Annotated in this window: 17 protein-coding genes; all 17 read right to left on the bottom strand. The window is 74.8% G+C overall.

The genetic code is table 11. From position 1 onward, the window contains the following. A partial coding sequence (gene trmD, locus AB6N24_RS19120) for a tRNA (guanosine(37)-N1)-methyltransferase TrmD (protein ID WP_412870965.1) occupies window positions 1-823 on the bottom strand: 823 nt, incomplete at its 3' end. A gap of 1 nt (window position 824) precedes the next feature. After that, the gene (gene rimM / locus AB6N24_RS19115; protein WP_412870964.1) at window positions 825-1391 is read right to left on the bottom strand and encodes a ribosome maturation factor RimM; all 567 of its coding nucleotides are present in this window, start codon (window positions 1389-1391) and stop codon (window positions 825-827) included. A gap of 149 nt (window positions 1392-1540) precedes the next feature. After that, a complete protein-coding gene (locus tag AB6N24_RS19110) occupies window positions 1541-1780 on the bottom strand; it encodes an RNA-binding protein (RefSeq protein WP_034628495.1) in 240 nt (79 codons plus the stop codon). Continuing rightward, entirely contained in the window at window positions 1780-2208 is a 429-nt protein-coding gene (gene rpsP, locus AB6N24_RS19105; RefSeq protein WP_258726661.1) for a 30S ribosomal protein S16, read from the bottom strand. Before rpsP ends, AB6N24_RS19110 begins: the two co-directional genes overlap by 1 nt. Window positions 2209-2408: 200 nt before the next feature. Next, window positions 2409-3506 (bottom strand): amidohydrolase family protein, encoded by a 1098-nt coding sequence (locus tag AB6N24_RS19100; protein ID WP_412870963.1) that lies wholly within the window; start codon window positions 3504-3506, stop codon window positions 2409-2411. A 33-nt stretch (window positions 3507-3539) separates the two neighbouring features. Then, entirely contained in the window at window positions 3540-5147 is a 1608-nt protein-coding gene (gene ffh / locus AB6N24_RS19095) for a signal recognition particle protein (protein WP_412870962.1), read from the bottom strand. 28 nt (window positions 5148-5175) lie between these two features. Next, a complete protein-coding gene (locus AB6N24_RS19090; RefSeq protein WP_412870961.1) occupies window positions 5176-6975 on the bottom strand; it encodes a [protein-PII] uridylyltransferase in 1800 nt (599 codons plus the stop codon). Between the two features lie 22 nt (window positions 6976-6997). Next, complete coding sequence (locus AB6N24_RS19085) at window positions 6998-7339, bottom strand: P-II family nitrogen regulator (RefSeq protein WP_258726657.1); 342 nt, start codon at window positions 7337-7339, stop codon at window positions 6998-7000. After that, window positions 7339-8640 carry an ammonium transporter gene (locus AB6N24_RS19080; protein WP_412870960.1) on the bottom strand — a complete coding sequence of 434 codons (1302 nt, stop codon included), beginning with the start codon at window positions 8638-8640 and terminating at the stop codon, window positions 7339-7341. The genes AB6N24_RS19085 and AB6N24_RS19080 overlap by 1 nt, the downstream gene beginning before the upstream one ends. Before the next feature lie 156 nt (window positions 8641-8796). Continuing rightward, complete coding sequence (gene ftsY / locus AB6N24_RS19075) at window positions 8797-10053, bottom strand: signal recognition particle-docking protein FtsY (RefSeq protein WP_412870959.1); 1257 nt, start codon at window positions 10051-10053, stop codon at window positions 8797-8799. Window positions 10054-10169: 116 nt separating this feature from the next. Then, on the bottom strand, window positions 10170-10499 hold the full coding sequence (locus AB6N24_RS19070; RefSeq protein WP_412870958.1) for a hypothetical protein: 330 nt from the start codon (window positions 10497-10499) through the stop codon (window positions 10170-10172). 187 nt (window positions 10500-10686) lie between these two features. Beyond that, window positions 10687-14259, bottom strand: a complete 3573-nt coding sequence (gene smc, locus AB6N24_RS19065; RefSeq protein WP_412870957.1) for a chromosome segregation protein SMC — start codon at window positions 14257-14259, stop codon at window positions 10687-10689. 147 nt (window positions 14260-14406) lie between these two features. Then, a complete protein-coding gene (gene ndk, locus AB6N24_RS19060) occupies window positions 14407-14859 on the bottom strand; it encodes a nucleoside-diphosphate kinase (protein ID WP_412870956.1) in 453 nt (150 codons plus the stop codon). Between the two features lie 32 nt (window positions 14860-14891). After that, the gene (locus AB6N24_RS19055; protein WP_412870955.1) at window positions 14892-15341 is read right to left on the bottom strand and encodes a DUF4233 domain-containing protein; all 450 of its coding nucleotides are present in this window, start codon (window positions 15339-15341) and stop codon (window positions 14892-14894) included. Further along, window positions 15338-17086 carry an MDR family MFS transporter gene (locus AB6N24_RS19050; protein WP_412870954.1) on the bottom strand — a complete coding sequence of 583 codons (1749 nt, stop codon included), beginning with the start codon at window positions 17084-17086 and terminating at the stop codon, window positions 15338-15340. The genes AB6N24_RS19055 and AB6N24_RS19050 overlap by 4 nt, the downstream gene beginning before the upstream one ends. Before the next feature lie 146 nt (window positions 17087-17232). After that, window positions 17233-17871: a TetR/AcrR family transcriptional regulator gene (locus AB6N24_RS19045; protein WP_412870953.1), complete on the bottom strand. Its 639-nt coding sequence runs from the start codon at window positions 17869-17871 to the stop codon at window positions 17233-17235. 58 nt (window positions 17872-17929) lie between these two features. Beyond that, window positions 17930-18241, bottom strand: a 312-nt coding sequence (locus tag AB6N24_RS19040; protein WP_412870952.1) for an HPr family phosphocarrier protein, incomplete at its 5' end; no start/stop codon positions are given.

The following is an 18241-nucleotide window of genomic DNA, read 5'->3' as shown; positions in this document are numbered from 1 at the left end:
TGCCGGGTGCGCGCGCGGGACCCGGCTCGGGCGCCGACGCGGGCGCGGCCACGGGAGTGAGCCGCCCGTCGGCCACCGCCCACCCGGACTCCGCCAGCACGGCCCGGTCGCGCGCGTCGAGCAGCCCGACGTCGAGCGCGCGCACGAGGTCGGGACGTCGCGCGGCCGTGCGCGCGAGCGCCTCGTCGCGCCGCCACCGCTCGATGCGCGCGTGGTGCCCCGAGAGCAGCACCTCGGGCACGTCGAGGCCGCCCCAGCTCGGCGGCTTGGTGTACACCGGGTACTCGAGGAGCCCGGCAGCACCGTGCGACTCCTCGACCAGCGAGGCGGGGTTGCCGACGACGCCCGGCAGCAGCCGGGCGACCGCCTCGACGAGCACGAGCGCCGCGACCTCTCCCCCGTTGAGCACGTAGTCGCCGAGCGAGAACTCGGTGACCTGCACGCCCGGCACGGTGCGGTAGTGCTCCGCGACCCGGGCGTCGATGCCCTCGTAGCGGCCGCACGCGACGACCAGGTGGTCCTCGCCCGCGAGGCGCTCCGCGGTGCGCTGGGTCAGCGGTGCGCCGGACGGCGTCGGCACCAGCAGGTGCCCGCCCCCGGCGAGCACCTCGTCGAGCGCGGTCCCCCAGACGTCCGGGCGCATGACCATGCCGGCGCCCCCGCCGAACGGCGTGTCGTCGACGGTGCGGTGACGGTCGGTCGTCCACGTGCGCAGGTCGTGCACCCGCAGGTCGAGGATCCCGGCGCTGCGCGCCTTGCCGACGAGCGAGAGGTCGAGCGGCGCGAGGTACTCGGGGAAGATCGTGACGACGTCGATGCGCACGTCAGCCCTCGTCGCCCGACGGCTGCGGGGTGCCGCTCGTCTCGTCGCTCACGACCATGTTCTCCGCGTCGGACGCCATGAGCCCGGCCGGCGGGTCCAGCACCACGCGGCCCCCCGGCACGTCGACGACCGGCACGATCGCCCGGACGAACGGCACCAGGGTGCGCTCCCCCGACGGCTCGCGCACCACGAGCAGGTCGTGCGCGGGCAGGTGCTCGAGGCCGACGACCTCGCCCAGCAGCGTGCCGTCGACGTGCTCGGCACGCAGTCCCGCGAGCTCGTGCGGGTACCACGCGTCCTCGTCGTCGGAGGCGTCCTCCTCGGCGAGCAGGTCGACGCCGCGCAGCGCCTCCGCGGCGGTCCGGTCGGACGCCTCGGCGAACGTGACGAACCAGCGGTCGTGCTGCACGCGCGTCCGGGCGACCGTGAGCGGGCCGGCCGACGCGGGCTCGGTCACCAGGACGGTCCCGGCTGCCAGCCGCTCCTCGGGCGCGTCGGTGCGCAGGTCGAGCGCGACCTCGCCGCGCAGCCCGTGGGCACGCACGATCCTCGCGACGGTCAGCAGCATCGGGGTTCCTTCCAGGGCGGGCGGGCCGGCGGTCGACGGCACGGGTCACGCGGGCGGGGCGGCGGCCGGGGACGACGGGTGGGACGCCGAGAGGCCCGGCCCCAGGGTAGGGGCCGGGCCTCTCGGTGCGGTCGACAGTGGTCGACGGCTCAGCGGCGGTCGACGTCCACGACGTCGACCCGGACCGGGCCTTCCGTCGAGAGGGCGCCGACGACGGTGCGCAGCGCACGCGCCGTGCGACCGCCGCGCCCGATGACCCGGCCGAGGTCGTCCGGGTGCACACGGACCTCGAGCAGCTCACCGCGACGCAGGGTCTTCGTGCGGACCTGCACGTCGTCCGGGTGGTCGACGATGCCCCGCACGAGGTGCTCGAGCGCGTCGTCGAGCATCAGGCCTGCTCGTCCTCGGCGGCGTCGGCGGCGGGCGCCTCGGCCTTGGCGGCAGCCTTCTTCTCGGACGCGTTCGCCTTGACCTTCTCGGCGTCCTTCGCGGCGGCCTCGATGGCCGAGCTCGGGTCGACCTTCGGGGCCTTGACGCGCAGCGTGCCCTCGGCGCCCGGGAGGCCCTTGAACTTCTGCCAGTCACCCGTGACCTTGAGGAGCACGAGGACCTGCTCGCTCGGCTGCGCGCCGACGCCGAGCCAGTACTGCGCACGCTCGGAGGAGATGTCGATGAGCGACGGCTCCTCGGTCGGGTGGTACTTGCCGATCTCCTCGATGACGCGGCCGTCACGCTTGGTGCGCGAGTCCGCGACGACGACGCGGTAGTACGGCGCGCGGATCTTGCCCATGCGCTTCAGACGGATCTTGGTGGCCACAGTGTGGTCTCTCCTGGTTTCTGCTGTGGTGGTCGGGCGCGCCCGCACGTGGGGAGAGGGGCTCGTCCGACCGGAAGGACACGGTCGCGGCCGGCTAGAGGGTCCGGGCGCGCCGAGTACAGGGAAGCATTCTGCCAGACGCGGGGCCCGGCGCCCAACCACGGGCGACGCGGACCGACGTGAGCTCGGTCGCGGCGCCGTCAGCGGACCTGGACGCCCCGGAGCACGACGGCGGACGGCGCCGCGAGGACCTCGACGTCGGTGCGCGGGTCCACCGGGTACACCACCACATCGGCGCTCGTGCCCTCGTCGAGCGCCTCGACGCCGAGCCACGCCCGGGTCCGCCAGCTCGCGGCCGCGACGACCTCGCGCGCGGGGATCCCCGCGCGCACCAGCTCGCGCGTCTCGTCGGCGATCCGCCCGTGCGCGATCGTGCCGCCCGCGTCGGTGCCGACGAGGACCCGGACGCCCGCGTCGTGCAGGTCGCGCACCTGGTCGTACCGGCGCGCGTGCAGGCGGCGCATGCGCGCGGCGAACAGCGGGTAGCGGACGGCCTGCGCGGCGATGGCCTCGAACTGCGCGACCTGGAGCAGCGTCGCGGTCACGGGCACACCGTCGGCCGCGAGCCGCTCGATCTGCTCGGGCGTCGCGCCCGTCGCGTGCTCGAGGCAGTCGACCCCCGCGTCGAGCAGCGCGTCGACGGACTCGGTCGCGAACGTGTGAGCCGTGACCCGGGCCCCCTCGGCGTGCGCGGCGGCGACGGCCTCGGCGAGCACGTCCGCGGGCCACAGCGGGCGCAGGTCGCCCTCGGAGCCGAGGTCCCGGTCGACCCAGTCGGCCACGAGCTTCACCCAGCCGTCGCCGCGCCGGGCCTCCTCGGCGACGGCCGCGGGCAGCTCCGCGACGTCCGCGAGCTCGCGACCGTAGTGGCGCAGGTAGCGCTTGGGACGGGCGAGGTGGTGTCCGGACCGGATGAGCCGCGGGAGGTCCGTGCGCGCGTGCACCCACGACGTGTCGGCCGGGGACCCCGCGTCACGGACGAGCAGCACCCCGGAGTCGCGGTCGGCCAGAGCCTGCTGCTCGGCGGTCGCCGCGTCGACGGGCCCGTCCGCCGCGAGCCCGATGTGGCAGTGCACGTCCACGAGCCCGGGCAGCGCGACCCCGTCGAGCACCCGGACGTCCGTCGCCGAGGGCCGCGTCAGCGTGAGCCGACCGCCGACGACCCAGGCCTCCCCCACCTCGCGCTCGTCGTCCAGGACGACCGTCCCGCGCAGGTGCAGCACCGGCGCGGCGGTCACGGGCGCCCGGCCCGCGTCGGCGCGAGGCGCACGTCAGCGCCCGAGGAGCTTGTCCAGGCCGGGCGGCAGCTGGAGCGCACCGGGGTCGACCTGCTCCGGGGCGGCGGGCTGGCCGAGCCCGAACGCCGAGCCCTGCGGCGCGCGCGGCGTCAGGCCGGCCGCGCGGTCCGCCGCGAGCCGCTCCTGCTCGGCGCGCTTCGCCGGGTTCCCCGACTTGCCCTTGGCCTTGCGCGGAGGCGGCGCGACGCGGCCCCGCGACTTCTTGCCGCCCATGCCGGGCAGGTTCCCCATGCCGGGCACGCCCATGCCGCCGCCGCGCGCCATCTGCTTCATCATCTTCTGCGCGCCCTCGAAGCGGTCGAGGAGCTGGTTGACGTCCGTCGCCGTGGTGCCCGAGCCGCGCGCGATGCGCGAGCGGCGGGAGCCGTTGATCATCTTCGGGCTGCGGCGCTCGGCGGGCGTCATCGACCGGATGATCGCCTCGATGCGGTCGACCTCGCGCTCGTCGAAGTTGTCGAGCGCCTCGCGCATCTGGCCCATGCCCGGCAGCATGCCGAGCATCTTCTTCATCGAGCCCATGTTCTTCATGGCCTGCATCTGCTGCAGGAAGTCCTCGAGCGTGAAGTCCTCGCCGCTCGCGAGCTTGCCGGCCATCGCCTCGGCCTGCTCGGCGTCGAACGCCTTCTCGGCCTGCTCGATGAGGGTGAGCACGTCACCCATGTCGAGGATGCGCGACGCCATGCGGTCGGGGTGGAAGACCTCGAAGTCGGTGAGCTTCTCGCCCGTCGACGCGAACAGGATCGGGCGCCCGGTCACGCTCGCGACCGAGAGCGCGGCGCCACCGCGCGCGTCGCCGTCGAGCTTCGAGAGCACGACGCCCGTGAAGTCGACGCCCTCGGCGAACGCCTGCGCCGTCGCGACGGCGTCCTGGCCGATCATCGCGTCGATCACGAACAGGATCTCGTCGGGGCTGACCGCGTCCCGGATGTCCGCAGCCTGCTGCATGAGGTCCGCGTCGACACCGAGGCGGCCGGCCGTGTCGACGATGACGACGTCGTGCTGGCGGGCGCGCGCCGTCGCGAGCCCCTCGCGTGCGACCGCGACCGGGTCGCCGCCCGCGAGGCCGGACAGGTCCTCGCTGCCCTGGTTGCCACGGTGCGGGGCGAAGACCGGCACGCCGGCCCGCTCGCCGACGACCTCGAGCTGCGTGACGGCGTTCGGGCGCTGGAGGTCCGCCGCGACGAGCAGCGGCGTGTGCCCCTGCGTGCGCAGGTGGAGCGCGAGCTTGCCCGCGAGGGTCGTCTTGCCCGCGCCCTGGAGGCCCGCGAGCATGATGACGCTCGGCGGGGTCTTCGCGAGGTGCAGCGGACGGTTCTGGCCGCCGAGGATCGCGACGAGCTCGTCGTTGACGATCTTCACGACCTGCTGCGCGGGGTTCAGCGCGCCCGAGACCTCGACGGAGAGCGCGCGCTCGCGCACCGCGCCGGTGAACGCGCGCACGACGGGGACGGCGACGTCCGCGTCGAGCAGCGCCCGGCGGATCTCGCGCACCGTGGCGTCGATGTCCGCCTCGGACAGCTTGCCCTTGGTGCGCAGGTTCTTGAAGGTGGATGTCAGTCTGTCGGACAGGGTGGCGAACACCGCTCGATCCTCACGCTCTCCTCGCCGATCACGGACGGTCCAGGGTACCTGCCAGCCGGTCGCCCGCCCGCGCCGTCGCGTCGTCGACGAGCCGCTCGCGCCAGGCGCTCCACGCGGTCGGCCCCGCGGCCGTCGCGTCGGCCTCCGTGAGCGAGCGCAGCAGCCCGAGCAGGTCGGCCCGGTGGTCGACGGCCTCGAGCAGGCGCTCGGTCGTCGCGGGGTCGTCCGGGTCCGCCGTCGTCGCCAGGTCGGCGAGGGTCAGGTGGTGCCGGACGAGCCGCGCCACGTCGGCGGCGTCCTGCTCGCCGAAGCCCATCCGCAGCACGATCGGCCCGGCGAGCCGCGCGCCCTCGGTCGAGTGGTCGCCCGCGCCCGCGCGCTTGCCGATGTCGTGCAGCAGGGCCGCGAGCAGCAGCAGGTCGCTGCGCTCGACGCTGCGCTTGTCCCGGCCCGCGAGCGCGACCGTCTCGACGAGGTGCCGGTCGACGGTGTGGCGGTGGATCGCCGAGCGCTGCGGCCGGTTGCGCACGCCCGCCCACTCGGGGATCCACGTGGTCACGACGCCGGCCAGGTCGAGCGCCTCCCAGACGGGCACCTGCGCGTGCCCGGACCCGAGGAGCTGGAGCAGCGACGTGCGCGCGGCCTTGGGCCACGGCGTCGGCAGCGGAGGCGTCTGGGTCAGGCTCGCGACCGTGACCGGCGAGAGCGGCAGCCCGGTGCGGGCCGCGGTCGCCGCGGCGCGCAGCGACAGGATCGGGTCGAGGGCCGGGCGCGCGTCGACGGCGAGCACGATCTCGCCGTCGTGCTCGACGAGCCCCTCCCCGATGGGCCGCAGCAGCGGGGCACCCCGCCGGCCGCGCACGAGCACGGGGCGGCGCACGAGCGGGCGCTGGAGCGCCTGGCGCGCGTTGCGGACCGTCGAGTCGAGCGCGTAGGAGATGATCCGGCCCGCCTCCGCGAGGCTCGCGAGCAGGTCGTCGCGGTCGTCGAAGCCGGTGAGCGCCGCGACCTCGTCCTGGTCCGCGGCCAGCAGCCGGTTCGTGTGCCGGCGCGTCGCGACCTGGATCGCGTCGCGCACGTCGAGCAGGTGGGCGTACGCGTTGTCGACCGCCCCGTGCGGGCGGTCCGTGAGCCACGTGGCGGCGAGCGCCGAGAGCACGACGGCGTCGCGGATGCCGCCCCGGGCCTCCTTGAGGTCCGGCTCGATGAGGTAGGCGAGCTCCCCGTGCCGCTCCGCGCGCTGCTTGGTCGACGCCAGCAGCTCGGGCAGCCGTCGTCGCGCCGCCGAGCGCCAGTCGGCGAGGAGCGCCGACTTCGCCCGGTGCACGACGAGGTGGTCGCCCGCGACGGGCACGAGGTCGAGCAGCCCGACCGCGGCCGGGAGGTCCTTGGACGCGACCTGACGGCACTGCGCGAGCGAGCGCACCGAGTGGTCGAGGTCGAGGCCCGCGTCCCAGATCGGGTACCACAGCCGCTGCGCGAGGTCCGAGACGTCCTCCGCGGAGTGCCCCCGGCCCTCGTGGACCAGGAGCAGGTCGAGGTCGCTGACCGGGCTCGCGTCACCGCGGCCGACGCTGCCGACCGCGCCGAGCGCGATCCCGCTGACGTCACGCCCCGCCGTGGCCTCGTCCCACAGCTCGGCGAGGCGCTGGTGGACCAGGGTGACCCCGGCGAGGCGGCGGGCGACCCCGTCGCTGCCCGGGCCGGTGAGCCCGGCGGCGAGCGCGAGCCGTTCCGCCCGGAGGCCCCGCACCCCTGTCGTGGGGCGCGGGGCCTCGGGCGACCCGTCGCCGGCCGCGCCCCCTGCGGGCGACCGTGACTGCGTCATCTGCTGGTGTCTGCTGCCCGGCTCAGAGCGCGTCCGCGCCGTGCTCGCCGGTGCGGACCCGCGCGACGTCCTCGACCGGGACGGTCCAGACCTTCCCGTCGCCGATCTTGCCGGTCTGCGCGGCCTTGACGATGACCTCGGTGACCGTCGCGGCGTCCTCGTCGGAGACCAGGACGTCGATCTTGACCTTGGGCACGAGGTCGACGGTGTACTCGGCACCGCGGTAGACCTCGGTGTGGCCGCGCTGCCGGCCGTAGCCGCTCGCCTCGCTCACCGTCAGGCCCCGCACACCGGCCGCCTCGAGCGCCGACTTCACGTCGTCCAGCCGGTGCGGCTGGATGACTGCTGTGACGAGCTTGGTCATCACTTCACCTCCGTAATGATGCGGGCACCCAGGGTCTCGTACGCCGTCTCGCCGTGCACCGCCAGGTCGACGCCGCCGACCTCGGCCTCGTCGCTCACGCGCCAGCCCATGGTCGCCTTGAGGATCAGGGCGATCACCAGGGTCGCGAGGCCGCTGAACACCATGGCGACGAGCGCGACGATGATCTGCGTGCCCAGCTGCGTGAGGCCGCCGCCGTAGAACAGGCCGTTGAGCGCGCCGTCGGGGTACCAGGTCGAGTTCGCGTCCGTCGAGAACAGGCCGATCAGGACCGTCCCGACGAGACCGCCGACGAGGTGGACGCCGACGACGTCGAGCGAGTCGTCGTAGCCGAACTTGTACTTGAGGCCGACCGCGAGGGCGCACAGGACACCCGCGACGGCGCCGATCGCGATGGCGCCGAACGTGTCGACGGCCGCGGCGGCCGGGGTGATGGCGACGAGGCCCGCGACGACGCCGGACGCGGCGCCGAGCGACGTGGCGTGGCCGTCACGGAACTTCTCGGTGACGAGCCAGGCGAGCATCGCGACCGCCGTGGCGACGAGTGTGTTGACCCAGGCGCGGCCGGAGACGTTGTCCGCACCGAACTCCGAGCCCGCGTTGAAGCCGAACCAGCCGAACCACAGGAGCGCGGCGCCGAGCATCACGAACGGGAGGTTGTGCGGGCGCATCGGCTCCTTGGCGAAGCCGCGGCGCTTGCCGATCACGAGCGCGAGCACGAGGCCCGCGACACCGGCGTTGATGTGCACGACCGTGCCGCCGGCGAAGTCGATGGGGGTCGAGAGCGCGCTCGTGATGCCGTCGGCGCCCAGGTGGCCGCCGCCCCACACCATGTGCGCGAGCGGGATGTAGACGACGGTGACCCAGACCGCGCTGAACGCGAGCCACGTCGAGTACTTGGTGCGGTCCGCGATCGCGCCGGAGATCAGCGCGACGGTGATGATCGCGAACGTGGCCTGGTAGCCGACCGCGACGAGCGCCGGGACGCCGGTCGCCTTCATCAGGCTGTCCTCGTCGGTCATGCCCGCGAGGCCGAAGAAGTCGAACGGGTTGCCGAAGAACCCGGCGACGTCCGTGCCGAAGGTCCCGGAGTAGCCGTAGAGGACCCAGATGAGGGAGACGACGCCGATCGCGCCGAAGCTCATCATCATCATGTTGAGGACGCTCTTGCCCCGCACCATGCCGCCGTAGAAGAACGCCAGACCCGGCGTCATCAGCAGCACCAGCGACGCGGCAGTCAGCATCCATGCTGTGTTGCCCGTGTCCAGCACAAACTCTTCCATCTGGATTGCCTTCCTTCGCCAGCCGGGCGGCCGGGTCGGGCACAACCTTCGGGGAGGGGAGTTTCACCGGGAGGCCGGACGGGTTACGCGCGCGTGACAGCGGCGCCCGCCACGTAAACGTTGGGTTTCGTGCTGGGCGGGAGTCCAGGAACCGGGTCAGACCTGGAGGAGTCCGTCGACGAAGTCCTCGGGGTCGAACGGCGCCAGGTCGTCGGGCCCCTCACCGAGGCCGACGAGCTTGACGGGCACCCCGAGCTGACGCTGGACCGCGACGACGATGCCGCCCTTGGCGGTCCCGTCCAGCTTGGTCAGGACGATGCCGGTGACTCCCGCGACCTCGGCGAAGACCTTCGCCTGGTTGAGGCCGTTCTGGCCCGTCGTCGCGTCGAGCACGAGCAGGACCTCGGAGAGCGGGGCCTCGCGCGTGATGACGCGCGTGATCTTGCCGAGCTCGTCCATGAGGCCGGCCTTGTTCTGGAGGCGGCCCGCGGTGTCGACCAGGACGACGTCGAACTGCTCGCGCACGCCGGTGCGCACCGCGTCGAACGCGACCGCGGCCGGGTCGGCGCCGTCGCGGTCCGAGCGCACGGTCGGCACGCCGACGCGCGAGCCCCACGTCTCGAGCTGGTCGGCGGCGGCGGCGCGGAACGTGTCGGCGGCGCCGAGGACGACGGTGCGCCCCTCGGCGACGAGGACGCGCGCGAGCTTGCCGACGGTCGTGGTCTTGCCGGTGCCGTTGACGCCCACGACGAGCACGACGGCCGGCACGTGCGCCCGGGGCGCGTCGCCGCCCTCGACGGCGGGCTCACCGTCGAGCGCCGACGGCGGGGTCGTCGCGAGCGAGCGGTCGAGCGACGGGTCGACGAGCGCGACGAGCTGCTCGCGCAGCAGCGCCCGGACCTGCGCCGGGTCCTTGACCCCCTGCACGCGCACCTGGGTGCGCAGCGCGTCGATCAGCTCGCCCGCGGGGCCCGCACCCATGTCGGCGAGCAGCAGCGTCTCCTCGAGCTCGTCCCAGTCGTCCTCGGAGAGGTGGTCGCGCGAGAGGACCGCGAGGAGGCGGGTGCCGAGCGGCGAGCCCGAGCGTGCGAGGCGGTCGCGCAGCCGCGCGAGCCGTCCGGTGGCGGGCGCCGGGACCTCGAAGCCGACGACCTCGTCGAGGTCGGGGACGACCTCGAGGTCCTCCGCGGCCGTGGTGGTGCCGGGGGCGACCGGCGGGCGCTCGAGCGTCGTCGTGCCCGCTCCCCCGGACGGCTCTCCGGCGGTCCCGCCGCCTGCGGCACGGGCCGCGTCGTCGGTCGAGCCGGGACCGCCGCCCGTCCCGGTGCGCCGGCGCCGTGCGACGAGGACCCCGACGGCGGCCGCGAGGGCGGGCACGCCGACGAGCAGGGCTGTGAGGAGTTCGTTGTCCACCGGATCAGTCTCTCAGCACACGAGCGGCGGCGGCGCGACGCCGGTCCGGGCGGGCGGCGGCCCCTGCCGCGCCGCGGGAGCGTGCCACGGAGCGCGCCGGAGCCGTCGCGCCGGGGTCAGCCGGGGCGGCGCGTGAGCTCGTGCACCGAGCGGACGGCCTTCTGCCTGGCCTTGCCCAGCGTGTCGCGCAGCTCGTCGACGTGCAGGTAGCCGTCGTCGTCGACCTGGGTCGCGAGCAGGAACTCGTCGAGCGGAACGTCGACCGGCTCCGCGTCGACGAGCTCGGCACCGAGGCGCGCGGACTCCGGGTCGCGTCGCGCGGCGAGGCCGGCGCGCAGGTCCCGGACGAAGGAGGCGTCGGAGCCGTTGCTCGTCGCGCTGGCCACGAGCGCGACGACGCCTGCGGCGACGAGCGCGACGAGGGTCCAGATGATCAGAGCAGTCATGGGATCATTATCGGTCCCGTGCGGGGGCCCGTCCCCGGATGGCGCCAGCTCTGTGCGCAACGCCACACAACCTTCACGCGACCGGCGCAACGCCGTGATCCCAGAGCCCCCGGCGCCGCAGGGGGCCCGGCCGCGCCGGGGAGCCGCGCGCCGCACGGAGCGGGCTTCGTCGGCGCGCTGGACCCGCTCAGGCGGAGACGTCCTCGCGCATCCGCTGGCTGATCACGGTCGTCACGCCGTCGCCGCGCATCGTGACCCCGTAGAGCGCGTCGGCGATCTCCATCGTGCGCTTCTGGTGCGTCACGACGATGAGCTGCGAGTCCTCCTGGAGCTCCCGGAAGATCTCCAGGAGCCGTCCCAGGTTCGCGTCGTCGAGCGCGGCCTCGACCTCGTCCATCACGTAGAACGGGCTCGGGCGCGCCTTGAAGATCGCGACGAGCAGCGCGACCGCCGTGAGCGAGCGCTCGCCGCCCGAGAGCAGCGACAGGCGCTTGACCTTCTTGCCGGCGGGCCGGGCCTCGACCTCGATGCCCGTCGTGAGCATGTTCGCCGGGTCCGTGAGCACGAGGCGCCCCTCACCGCCCGGGAACAGGCGCGGGAACACGACGTCGAACGCCGCCGCGGTGTCGCGGTAGGCGTCGGTGAACACCTGCTCGACGCGCTCGTCGATCTCGCGGACGATCTCGAGCAGGTCGGCGCGGGACCTCTTCAGGTCCGCGAGCTGCTCGACGAGGAACTTGTGGCGCTCCTCCAGGGCGGCGAACTCCTCGAGCGCGAGCGGGTTGACGCGCCCGAGCAGGGACAGCGCGCGCTCGGCACCCCGCAGCCGCTTCTCCTGCTGCTCCCGCACGTACGGCACCTCGGTCGGTGCCTCGGGATCGGGCTCGACGCCCGGCGCGAGCACGACCGGCACCCCGCGGTGCGGCCCGTACTCCTCGAGCAGCACGGCCGGGTCGAGCCCGAGGTCCTCGACCGCCCGGGTCTGGAGCTGCTCGATCCGCAGCAGCTGCTGGGCGCGGGCGACCTCGTCCCGGTGGGCCACGTCGGTCAGCTCCGCGAGCTCGCGCGTGCGCTGCTCGACCTCGGCGCGGACCTCCGTCAGCGCCGCCTCGCGCTCGGTGCGCGCCGCCTCCGCCGCCGCACGCTCGTCGGCGGCCCGGGCGAGCGAGCCCTCGAGCGCCGTGAGCGCCTCCTCGGCACCCGCGCGCACCGCCTGCGCCAGACGCGCCTGCCGCACCCGCGCACGCTCGCGCTCCGCGGCCCGCTCGCGTGCCGCACGCTCGGCCCGCGCGGCCCGCTCGAGCGACTCGGCCCGGCCCGACAGCGCCCGGGCCCGCTCCTCGCTCGTGCGCAGCGTCAGGCGCGCCTCAGTCTCCCGTGCGCGCGCGGCGGTCGCGAGCCCGGCGAGGCGGTCGCGGTCGGCGGTGCCCTCGGCGATCGCGGCCTCGGTCTCGGCCGGCTCGGTCTCGGCGGCGGCGAGCCGCTCGGTGAGCTCGGCGAGCTCGTCGGCGCCGGCCGCGAGCGTCGCGGTCGCCGCGTCGAGCGAGGCCTGCACGCGCTCCGCCTCGGCACGCGCGGCACGGGCGGTCGCCCCGAGGTGGCCGAGCTGCTCGGCGACCGCGGCGAGCGCCGCGTCGGACTGGTTGAGGCGGTCGAGGGTCTCGTCGTAGCGGGCCTGCGCCGCGGCGTGCGCCTCGCGGGCCGCGGTGAGCTCGAAGCGGGCGCGCTCCCCCGCCGCGACGGCCGCCGCCGAGCCGGTGCGGGCCTCGTCGAGCGCCTGCTGCAGGTGCAGCGCGCTCGGCGCCGTCGCCGAGCCACCGGACGCGCGGTCGCGGGCGAGCACGTCGCCCGTGCGGGTCGCGACCACGAGGTGCGGGTGCGCCGCCACGACGGCCCGGGCGGCGGCCAGGTCGTCGACGACGACGGCGCCGGCGAGCAGACGGTCGAGCGACGAGCGCACGCTCGCCGGGGCCGTGACGAGGTCGACCGCGCGGTCCGCGCCCTCGGGCACGTCGGCCCGGGCCAGCGGACGCTCGGGCCCGGGGGCCCCGCCGACGACGAGGGTCGCGCGCCCGGCGTCGTCGGTGCGCAGGCGGCGGATCGCGTCGACCGCCGCGTCGACCGACTCGACCGCGACGGCGTCCGCGAGGTGGCCGAGCGCCGCGACGACGGCGTCCTCGTCGCGCGGGGCGACCTCGAGCAGCGCCGCGAGCGACCCGATCGTGCCGGGCAGGCCGTCCGCAGCGAGCAGCGCGCCCGCGCCGTCCTTGCGCAGCAGGCTGAGCTCGAGGGTCTCGATCCGCGAGTCGAGCGCGGTGCGCTCGCGGTCCGCCGCGGTCACCGCCGCCTCGAGGGCGGCGAGGCGCGTGGCGGCTGCCTCGACGGCGTCGGCGGCGGCCTCGTGCTCCGCGTCGAGCCCCTCCTCGCCCTCCTCGACGCCCGCGACCTGGGTCTCGAGCGCCGCGAACTCGGTCGTCGCCTGGTGCCCGCGGCGCTCCGCCTCGGCGAGCGTCGTGCGCAGGCGCCCGATCTCGGCCTCGGTCGCCTCGAGCCGGCTGCGGCGCGCCGCGACCTGCCCGGCGAGCCGCGCGAGCCCCTCCCGGCGGTCCGCCGCGCCGCGCAGGGCGGTCGCGAGCTGCTTCTCCGCCGCCGTCGCGGCGGCCTCCGTGTCCGCCCGGTCCCGGGTCGCCGCGTCGAGCGCCGCACGGGCGAGCTCGACCTCCGCGACGAGCTCGGCCTCGGCGGCGCGGACCCGCTCCGCCTGAGCCGCGAGGTCGTCGGGGTCGGAGCCGCCCGTGCGCTCCGGACCCGCGCTCCCGAGCAGCCGGACACGCTCGCCCGCGAGCGTCGCGGTGCCGCGCAGCCGCTCGCGCAGCGACGACAGCCGGTACCAGACCTCGCTCGCCTCGCTGAGCGCGGGAGCGGCCTCGGCGGCCTCCCGCTCGAGCGTCGCGAGCCGCGCACGCGCCTCCGCGAGCGTCGCCTCGACCTCGGTCCGCCGCGCCCGCAGCGCCGACTCGTCCGCGATCTCCTGCTCCAGGGTCGCGGACAGCTGTGCGAGGTCGTCGGCGAGGAGGCGGGCGCGGGCGTCGCGCAGGTCCGTCTGCACGACCTGCGCCTTGCGTGCGACCTCGGCCTGGCGCCCGAGCGGTCCGAGCTGCCGGCGGATCTCCGCGGTGAGGTCGCCGAGGCGCGTGAGGTTCGCCTGCATCGCCTCGAGCTTGCGCAGGGCCTTGTCCTTGCGCTTGCGGTGCTTGAGGACCCCGGCGGCCTCCTCGATGAAGCCGCGCCGCTCCTCGGGCGTCGCGCGCAGGACCGCGTCGAGCTGGCCCTGGCCGACGATGACGTGCATCTCGCGGCCCAGGCCCGAGTCGGACAGCAGGTCCTGGATGTCGAGCAGCCGGCAGCCCTGGCCGTTGATCGCGTACTCCGAGCCGCCGTTGCGGAACAGGGTCCGGGAGATCGTGACCTCGGAGTACTCGATCGGCAGCGCGCCGTCGGTGTTGTCGATCGTCAGCGCGACCTCGGCGCGGCCGAGCGGTGCGCGGCCGGCGGTGCCCGCGAAGATGACGTCCTCCATCTTGCCGCCGCGCAGCGACTTGGCGCCCTGCTCCCCCATGACCCACGCGAGCGCGTCGACGACGTTCGACTTGCCCGAGCCGTTGGGGCCGACGACGCACGTGACGCCCGGCTCGAAGCTCAGCGTCGTCGCCGAGGCGAACGACTTGAACCCGCGCAGGGTCAGGGTCTTGAGGTGCACGAGCCGAGCCTAGGTGCTCGGGAGCGGACCCCCGGGGACCCCGTCGACGCGCCGGGCCGGCCCGCTCCCCCGCGCGGAGGGTGCGGACCGGCCCGTCGAGCTGCAGCCGAGCTGCGTCGGCGCCTCAGGGCGCCGGGAAGGAGAGCGTCAGAGCGAGGGGAACCAGAGCCCGATCTCGCGCTGCGCCGACTCGACCGAGTCCGAGCCGTGCACGAGGTTCTGGATGACCTTGAGGCCCCAGTCGCGCCCGAGGTCGCCGCGGATCGTGCCGGGGGGCGCGACGGTCGGGTCGGTCGCGCCGGCGAGGGTCCGGAAGCCCTCGATGACGCGCTGGCCCTCGGCGACGACCGCGAGCACCGGGCCGGACTTCATGAAGTCGACGAGCGGGGCGAGGAACGGCTTGCCCTCGTGCTCGGCGTAGTGGGCGCCGAGCAGCGCGTCGTCGGCGGTCCGCAGCTCGACGGCGACGAGCGTGTAGCCCTTCGCCTCGACGCGGCGCAGGATCTCCCCCGCGAGGCCCCGGCGGACGCCGTCGGGCTTGACGAGGATGAGGGTGCGTTCGGTCTGCGGGGCGTCGGCCTGGGATGCGGTCTGCGTCATGGTGCGACCCTAACGGGCGACGCCCGCGCGCTTCACCCGCTGACCTGGCCGGGATGCGCGGCGTCCCACTCGGCGCGCTCGCGGTCGATGCGCCCCCCGAGCCGGAGGCTGACGACCCACAGCACGACGAAGACGCCCCCGACCACGAACATCATCGGGACGACGAAGCCCATCGCGAGCACGACGACCTGCACGACGGACCCCGCGACGTACCCGCCGGGGCGCCCGGGCATCCGCGAGAGCACCACCAGGACGAGCATGAGGACGCCGCCCGCGACCCACACGGCCGACGGCGGGAGCGGGCCGGAGCCCGCGTTCGCGAGGCCGTACGCGACGAGCGTCGCGAACAGCACGAGGAACGCCTCGAGCAGGAGCATCGTCGAGGCGAACTGCTGGCGCGCGGGTCGCTTGCGACGGATCGACCCCGACGCAGCGGGCTGCGCCGGGGTCGAGTCCGGGAGGGTCGGCTCCGGGGACGTCATCGCGCCAGGTTACCGGCGTCCTCGCGCTCGGCCCGCGCGGCGAGGTCGCCGTCCGGGTCGTTCGTCGCGTCGCCGCGGCGCGGCTCGGCGGCGCCGTCGGGCTCGCTGAGCGTCTGCGCCGAGGGCGCGGCGGCCGCGTCGAGCGCAGCGGCCTTCGCCGGGTCCTCGACCGCCTCGCCGCGCGCGACCATGCCGGCGACGTCGGACAGCTTCACCTCGCGCAGGAACAGCGTGAGGACGAACGCGAGGGCCACGAGCGGGACGAGGTACCAGAAGGCGGGAGCGAGCGCGCCGGCGTAGGCGTCCACCACGCCGTCCCGCACGGCCTCGGGGAGCTGCGCGACGACCGCGGGCGTCAGCGAGGACTCGGCACCGTGCGCGCCCCCTCCCCCGCCTGCGGGGGCCTCGCCCAGCACGGGCACGAGGCGCTCGGTGAGCCGCGTCGTGAAGATCGTGCTGAACAGCGCGGTGCCGACCGCCGCGCCGATCTCGCGGAAGAAGTTGTTCGCGCTCGTCGCCGTGCCGATCTCGTGCGGGTCCACGGAGTTCTGCACCGCGAGCACGATCGTCTGCATCACGAGGCCGAGCCCCGCGCCGAGGACGAAGATCATCGCGCCGAACAGCCACATCGACATGTTCCCGGTGAGGCGCGTGAGCCAGATCAGCCCGAGCGTGGCGACCGCCATGCCGACGATCGGGAAGGCGCGGTAGCGCCCGGTGCGCGTGATCGCGATGCCGGAGCCGATCGCGGTGATCATGACGCCGACCATCATCGGCAGCATGAGGAAGCCGGACTCGGTCACGCCTGCGCCGGTGGACATCTGCAGGAACGTCGGCAGGAACGCGAGGGCCGCGAACATGCCCATGCCGATGATCAGGCCCACCGTGGTCGCGATCGTGAACGTCGGGTTCCGGAACAGGTGCAGCGGGAGCAGCGGCTCGGCGGCGCGCTGCTCGACGAGCACGAACACCACGGCCGAGACGAGGGTGAGCGCCGTCAGGCCGAGCAGCCCGGCGTCGGACCAGTCGTAGGAGCGGTTGCCGCTCCAGCTCTGCCAGCTCGTGAGCAGCACGAGGCCCGACGTCGCGACGACCATGAGGAAGATCCCGGCGACGTCGATCTTCTTGCCCGAGCGGTGGCTCGGGAGCTTGAGCGTGAACCACGCGGTCACGAACGCCGCGATGCCGATCGGGATGTTGATCCAGAAGCACCAGCGCCAGTCGAGGTGGTCGGTGAACAGGCCGCCGAGCAGCGGGCCGATCACGGCGGCGATGCCGAACAGCGCGCCCATGGGCCCCATGTACTTGCCGCGCTCCTTGGCGGGCACGATGTCCGCGATGATCGCCTGCGACAGGATCATGAGCCCGCCGCCGCCGAGGCCCTGGACCCCGCGCCAGAACACGAGCTCACCGAAGGACCCCGCGAAGCCGGCGCCGGCCGAGGCGATCGTGAACAGGCCGATCGCGACGAGGAACGGGTACCGGCGGCCCCACAGGTCGCCGAACTTCCCGTAGAGCGGCATGACGATCGCGATCGCGAGGATGTACGCGGTCACGACCCAGCCCTGGTGCTCGACCCCGTCGAGCTCGCCGACGATCGTGGGCATCGCGGTGCCGACGATCGACTGGTCGAGCGAGGACAGGAACATGCTCGCCATGAGCGCGCCGAAGATGAGCCAGACGGTGCGCTGGGTGAGGACGACGAGCGGCTTGTCGGGCGCCGTCGACGGGGGTGCGGTGGACATGCGTACCTCTTCGTGGGTGCGTGCGGGGGGCGGGCGGCAGGGCGGGGCGGCAGGGCGGGGCGGCAGGGAGGTCGGGTCGGGCGGCAGGGCGGGGTCGGGCGGGAGGTCGGGCGCGCGGCGGCGGGCCGGTCCGGACCGGTGGGCGGTCAGTCGTCCGCGAGGACGGCGCGCAGGTCGTGCATGACGTCGGGCAGGTGCTCGCGCGCGTCGCCGGCGCCGCCCGCCGAGTCCCAGCGCACGAACGTCGCGCGCGTGAGGATCATCAGCAGCATCCCGAGGAGCTCGACGCGCGCGGCGTGGGCGCCGCCGAGCCGCCGCTCCATGAGCTCCTGGACCGTGCCGCGGTGGCTCTCCATCCAGGCCATCTGCCGCACGAGGAGCCGGGGCTCCTGGCGCGCGAGCTCCATGACGGTCGTGAGCCGGTCGTGGCTGATCATCGGGCTCTCGAGCATCGCCGCGACGAGGACCTCGAGGTCGGCACCGAGCCGGCCCGTGGGACCGCCGGTGGCGAACGCCTCGGCGACGACGGGGTCGATCGACCACGGCTGGATGCCCAGCACGGCGTCGTCCTTGGACTCGAAGTAGTTGAAGAATGTGCGCGGCGAGACGCCGGCGTCGGCGCAGATGGCGTCGACCGTCACGGCGTCGAGCCCGTGCTGGGCGACGAGGCGGTGGGTCGAGTCGATCAGCGCCTCGCGGCGCGCGCGCTTCTTGCGCTCGCGCAGCCCGAGGGGCAGCTCGGCCGTGTCGGGCACGGCATCCGGGTCGACGACAGCTTTCTGCACGACTGCAACTTTACACCGGCTGCAGAATTGCAGCGGGTGAAGGTTCGTGCGACGCCGGTCACACCTCGCCGAAGCCCTCTTCGACCGCCGCGACGAGCGCGTCGAGCGCCGCCCGGGCCTGCGGGCCGCTCGCGGTCACGGTCACGGTCTGCCCGCCCGTCACGCCGAGCTTCATGAGCTCGAGGACGCTCGACGCACTGACCCCGTCGACCGTGACCACCGCCTCGAAGCCGCCCACGAGCCGTGCGAGCACCGCCGCCGGGCGGGCGTGCAGGCCGAGCGGGTTGCGCAGCGTCACCGCGGCCGTGAGGTGCGCGCGCGGCTCGTGCACGCCGCCGGCCGGCACCGCCACCGGCGCCGGCTCCCGCGC

Source organism: Cellulomonas jepli (genome assembly GCF_047229345.1).
GTDB lineage: Bacteria > Actinomycetota > Actinomycetes > Actinomycetales > Cellulomonadaceae > Cellulomonas_A.
This window is presented reverse-complemented; position numbering and strand designations above follow the sequence as displayed.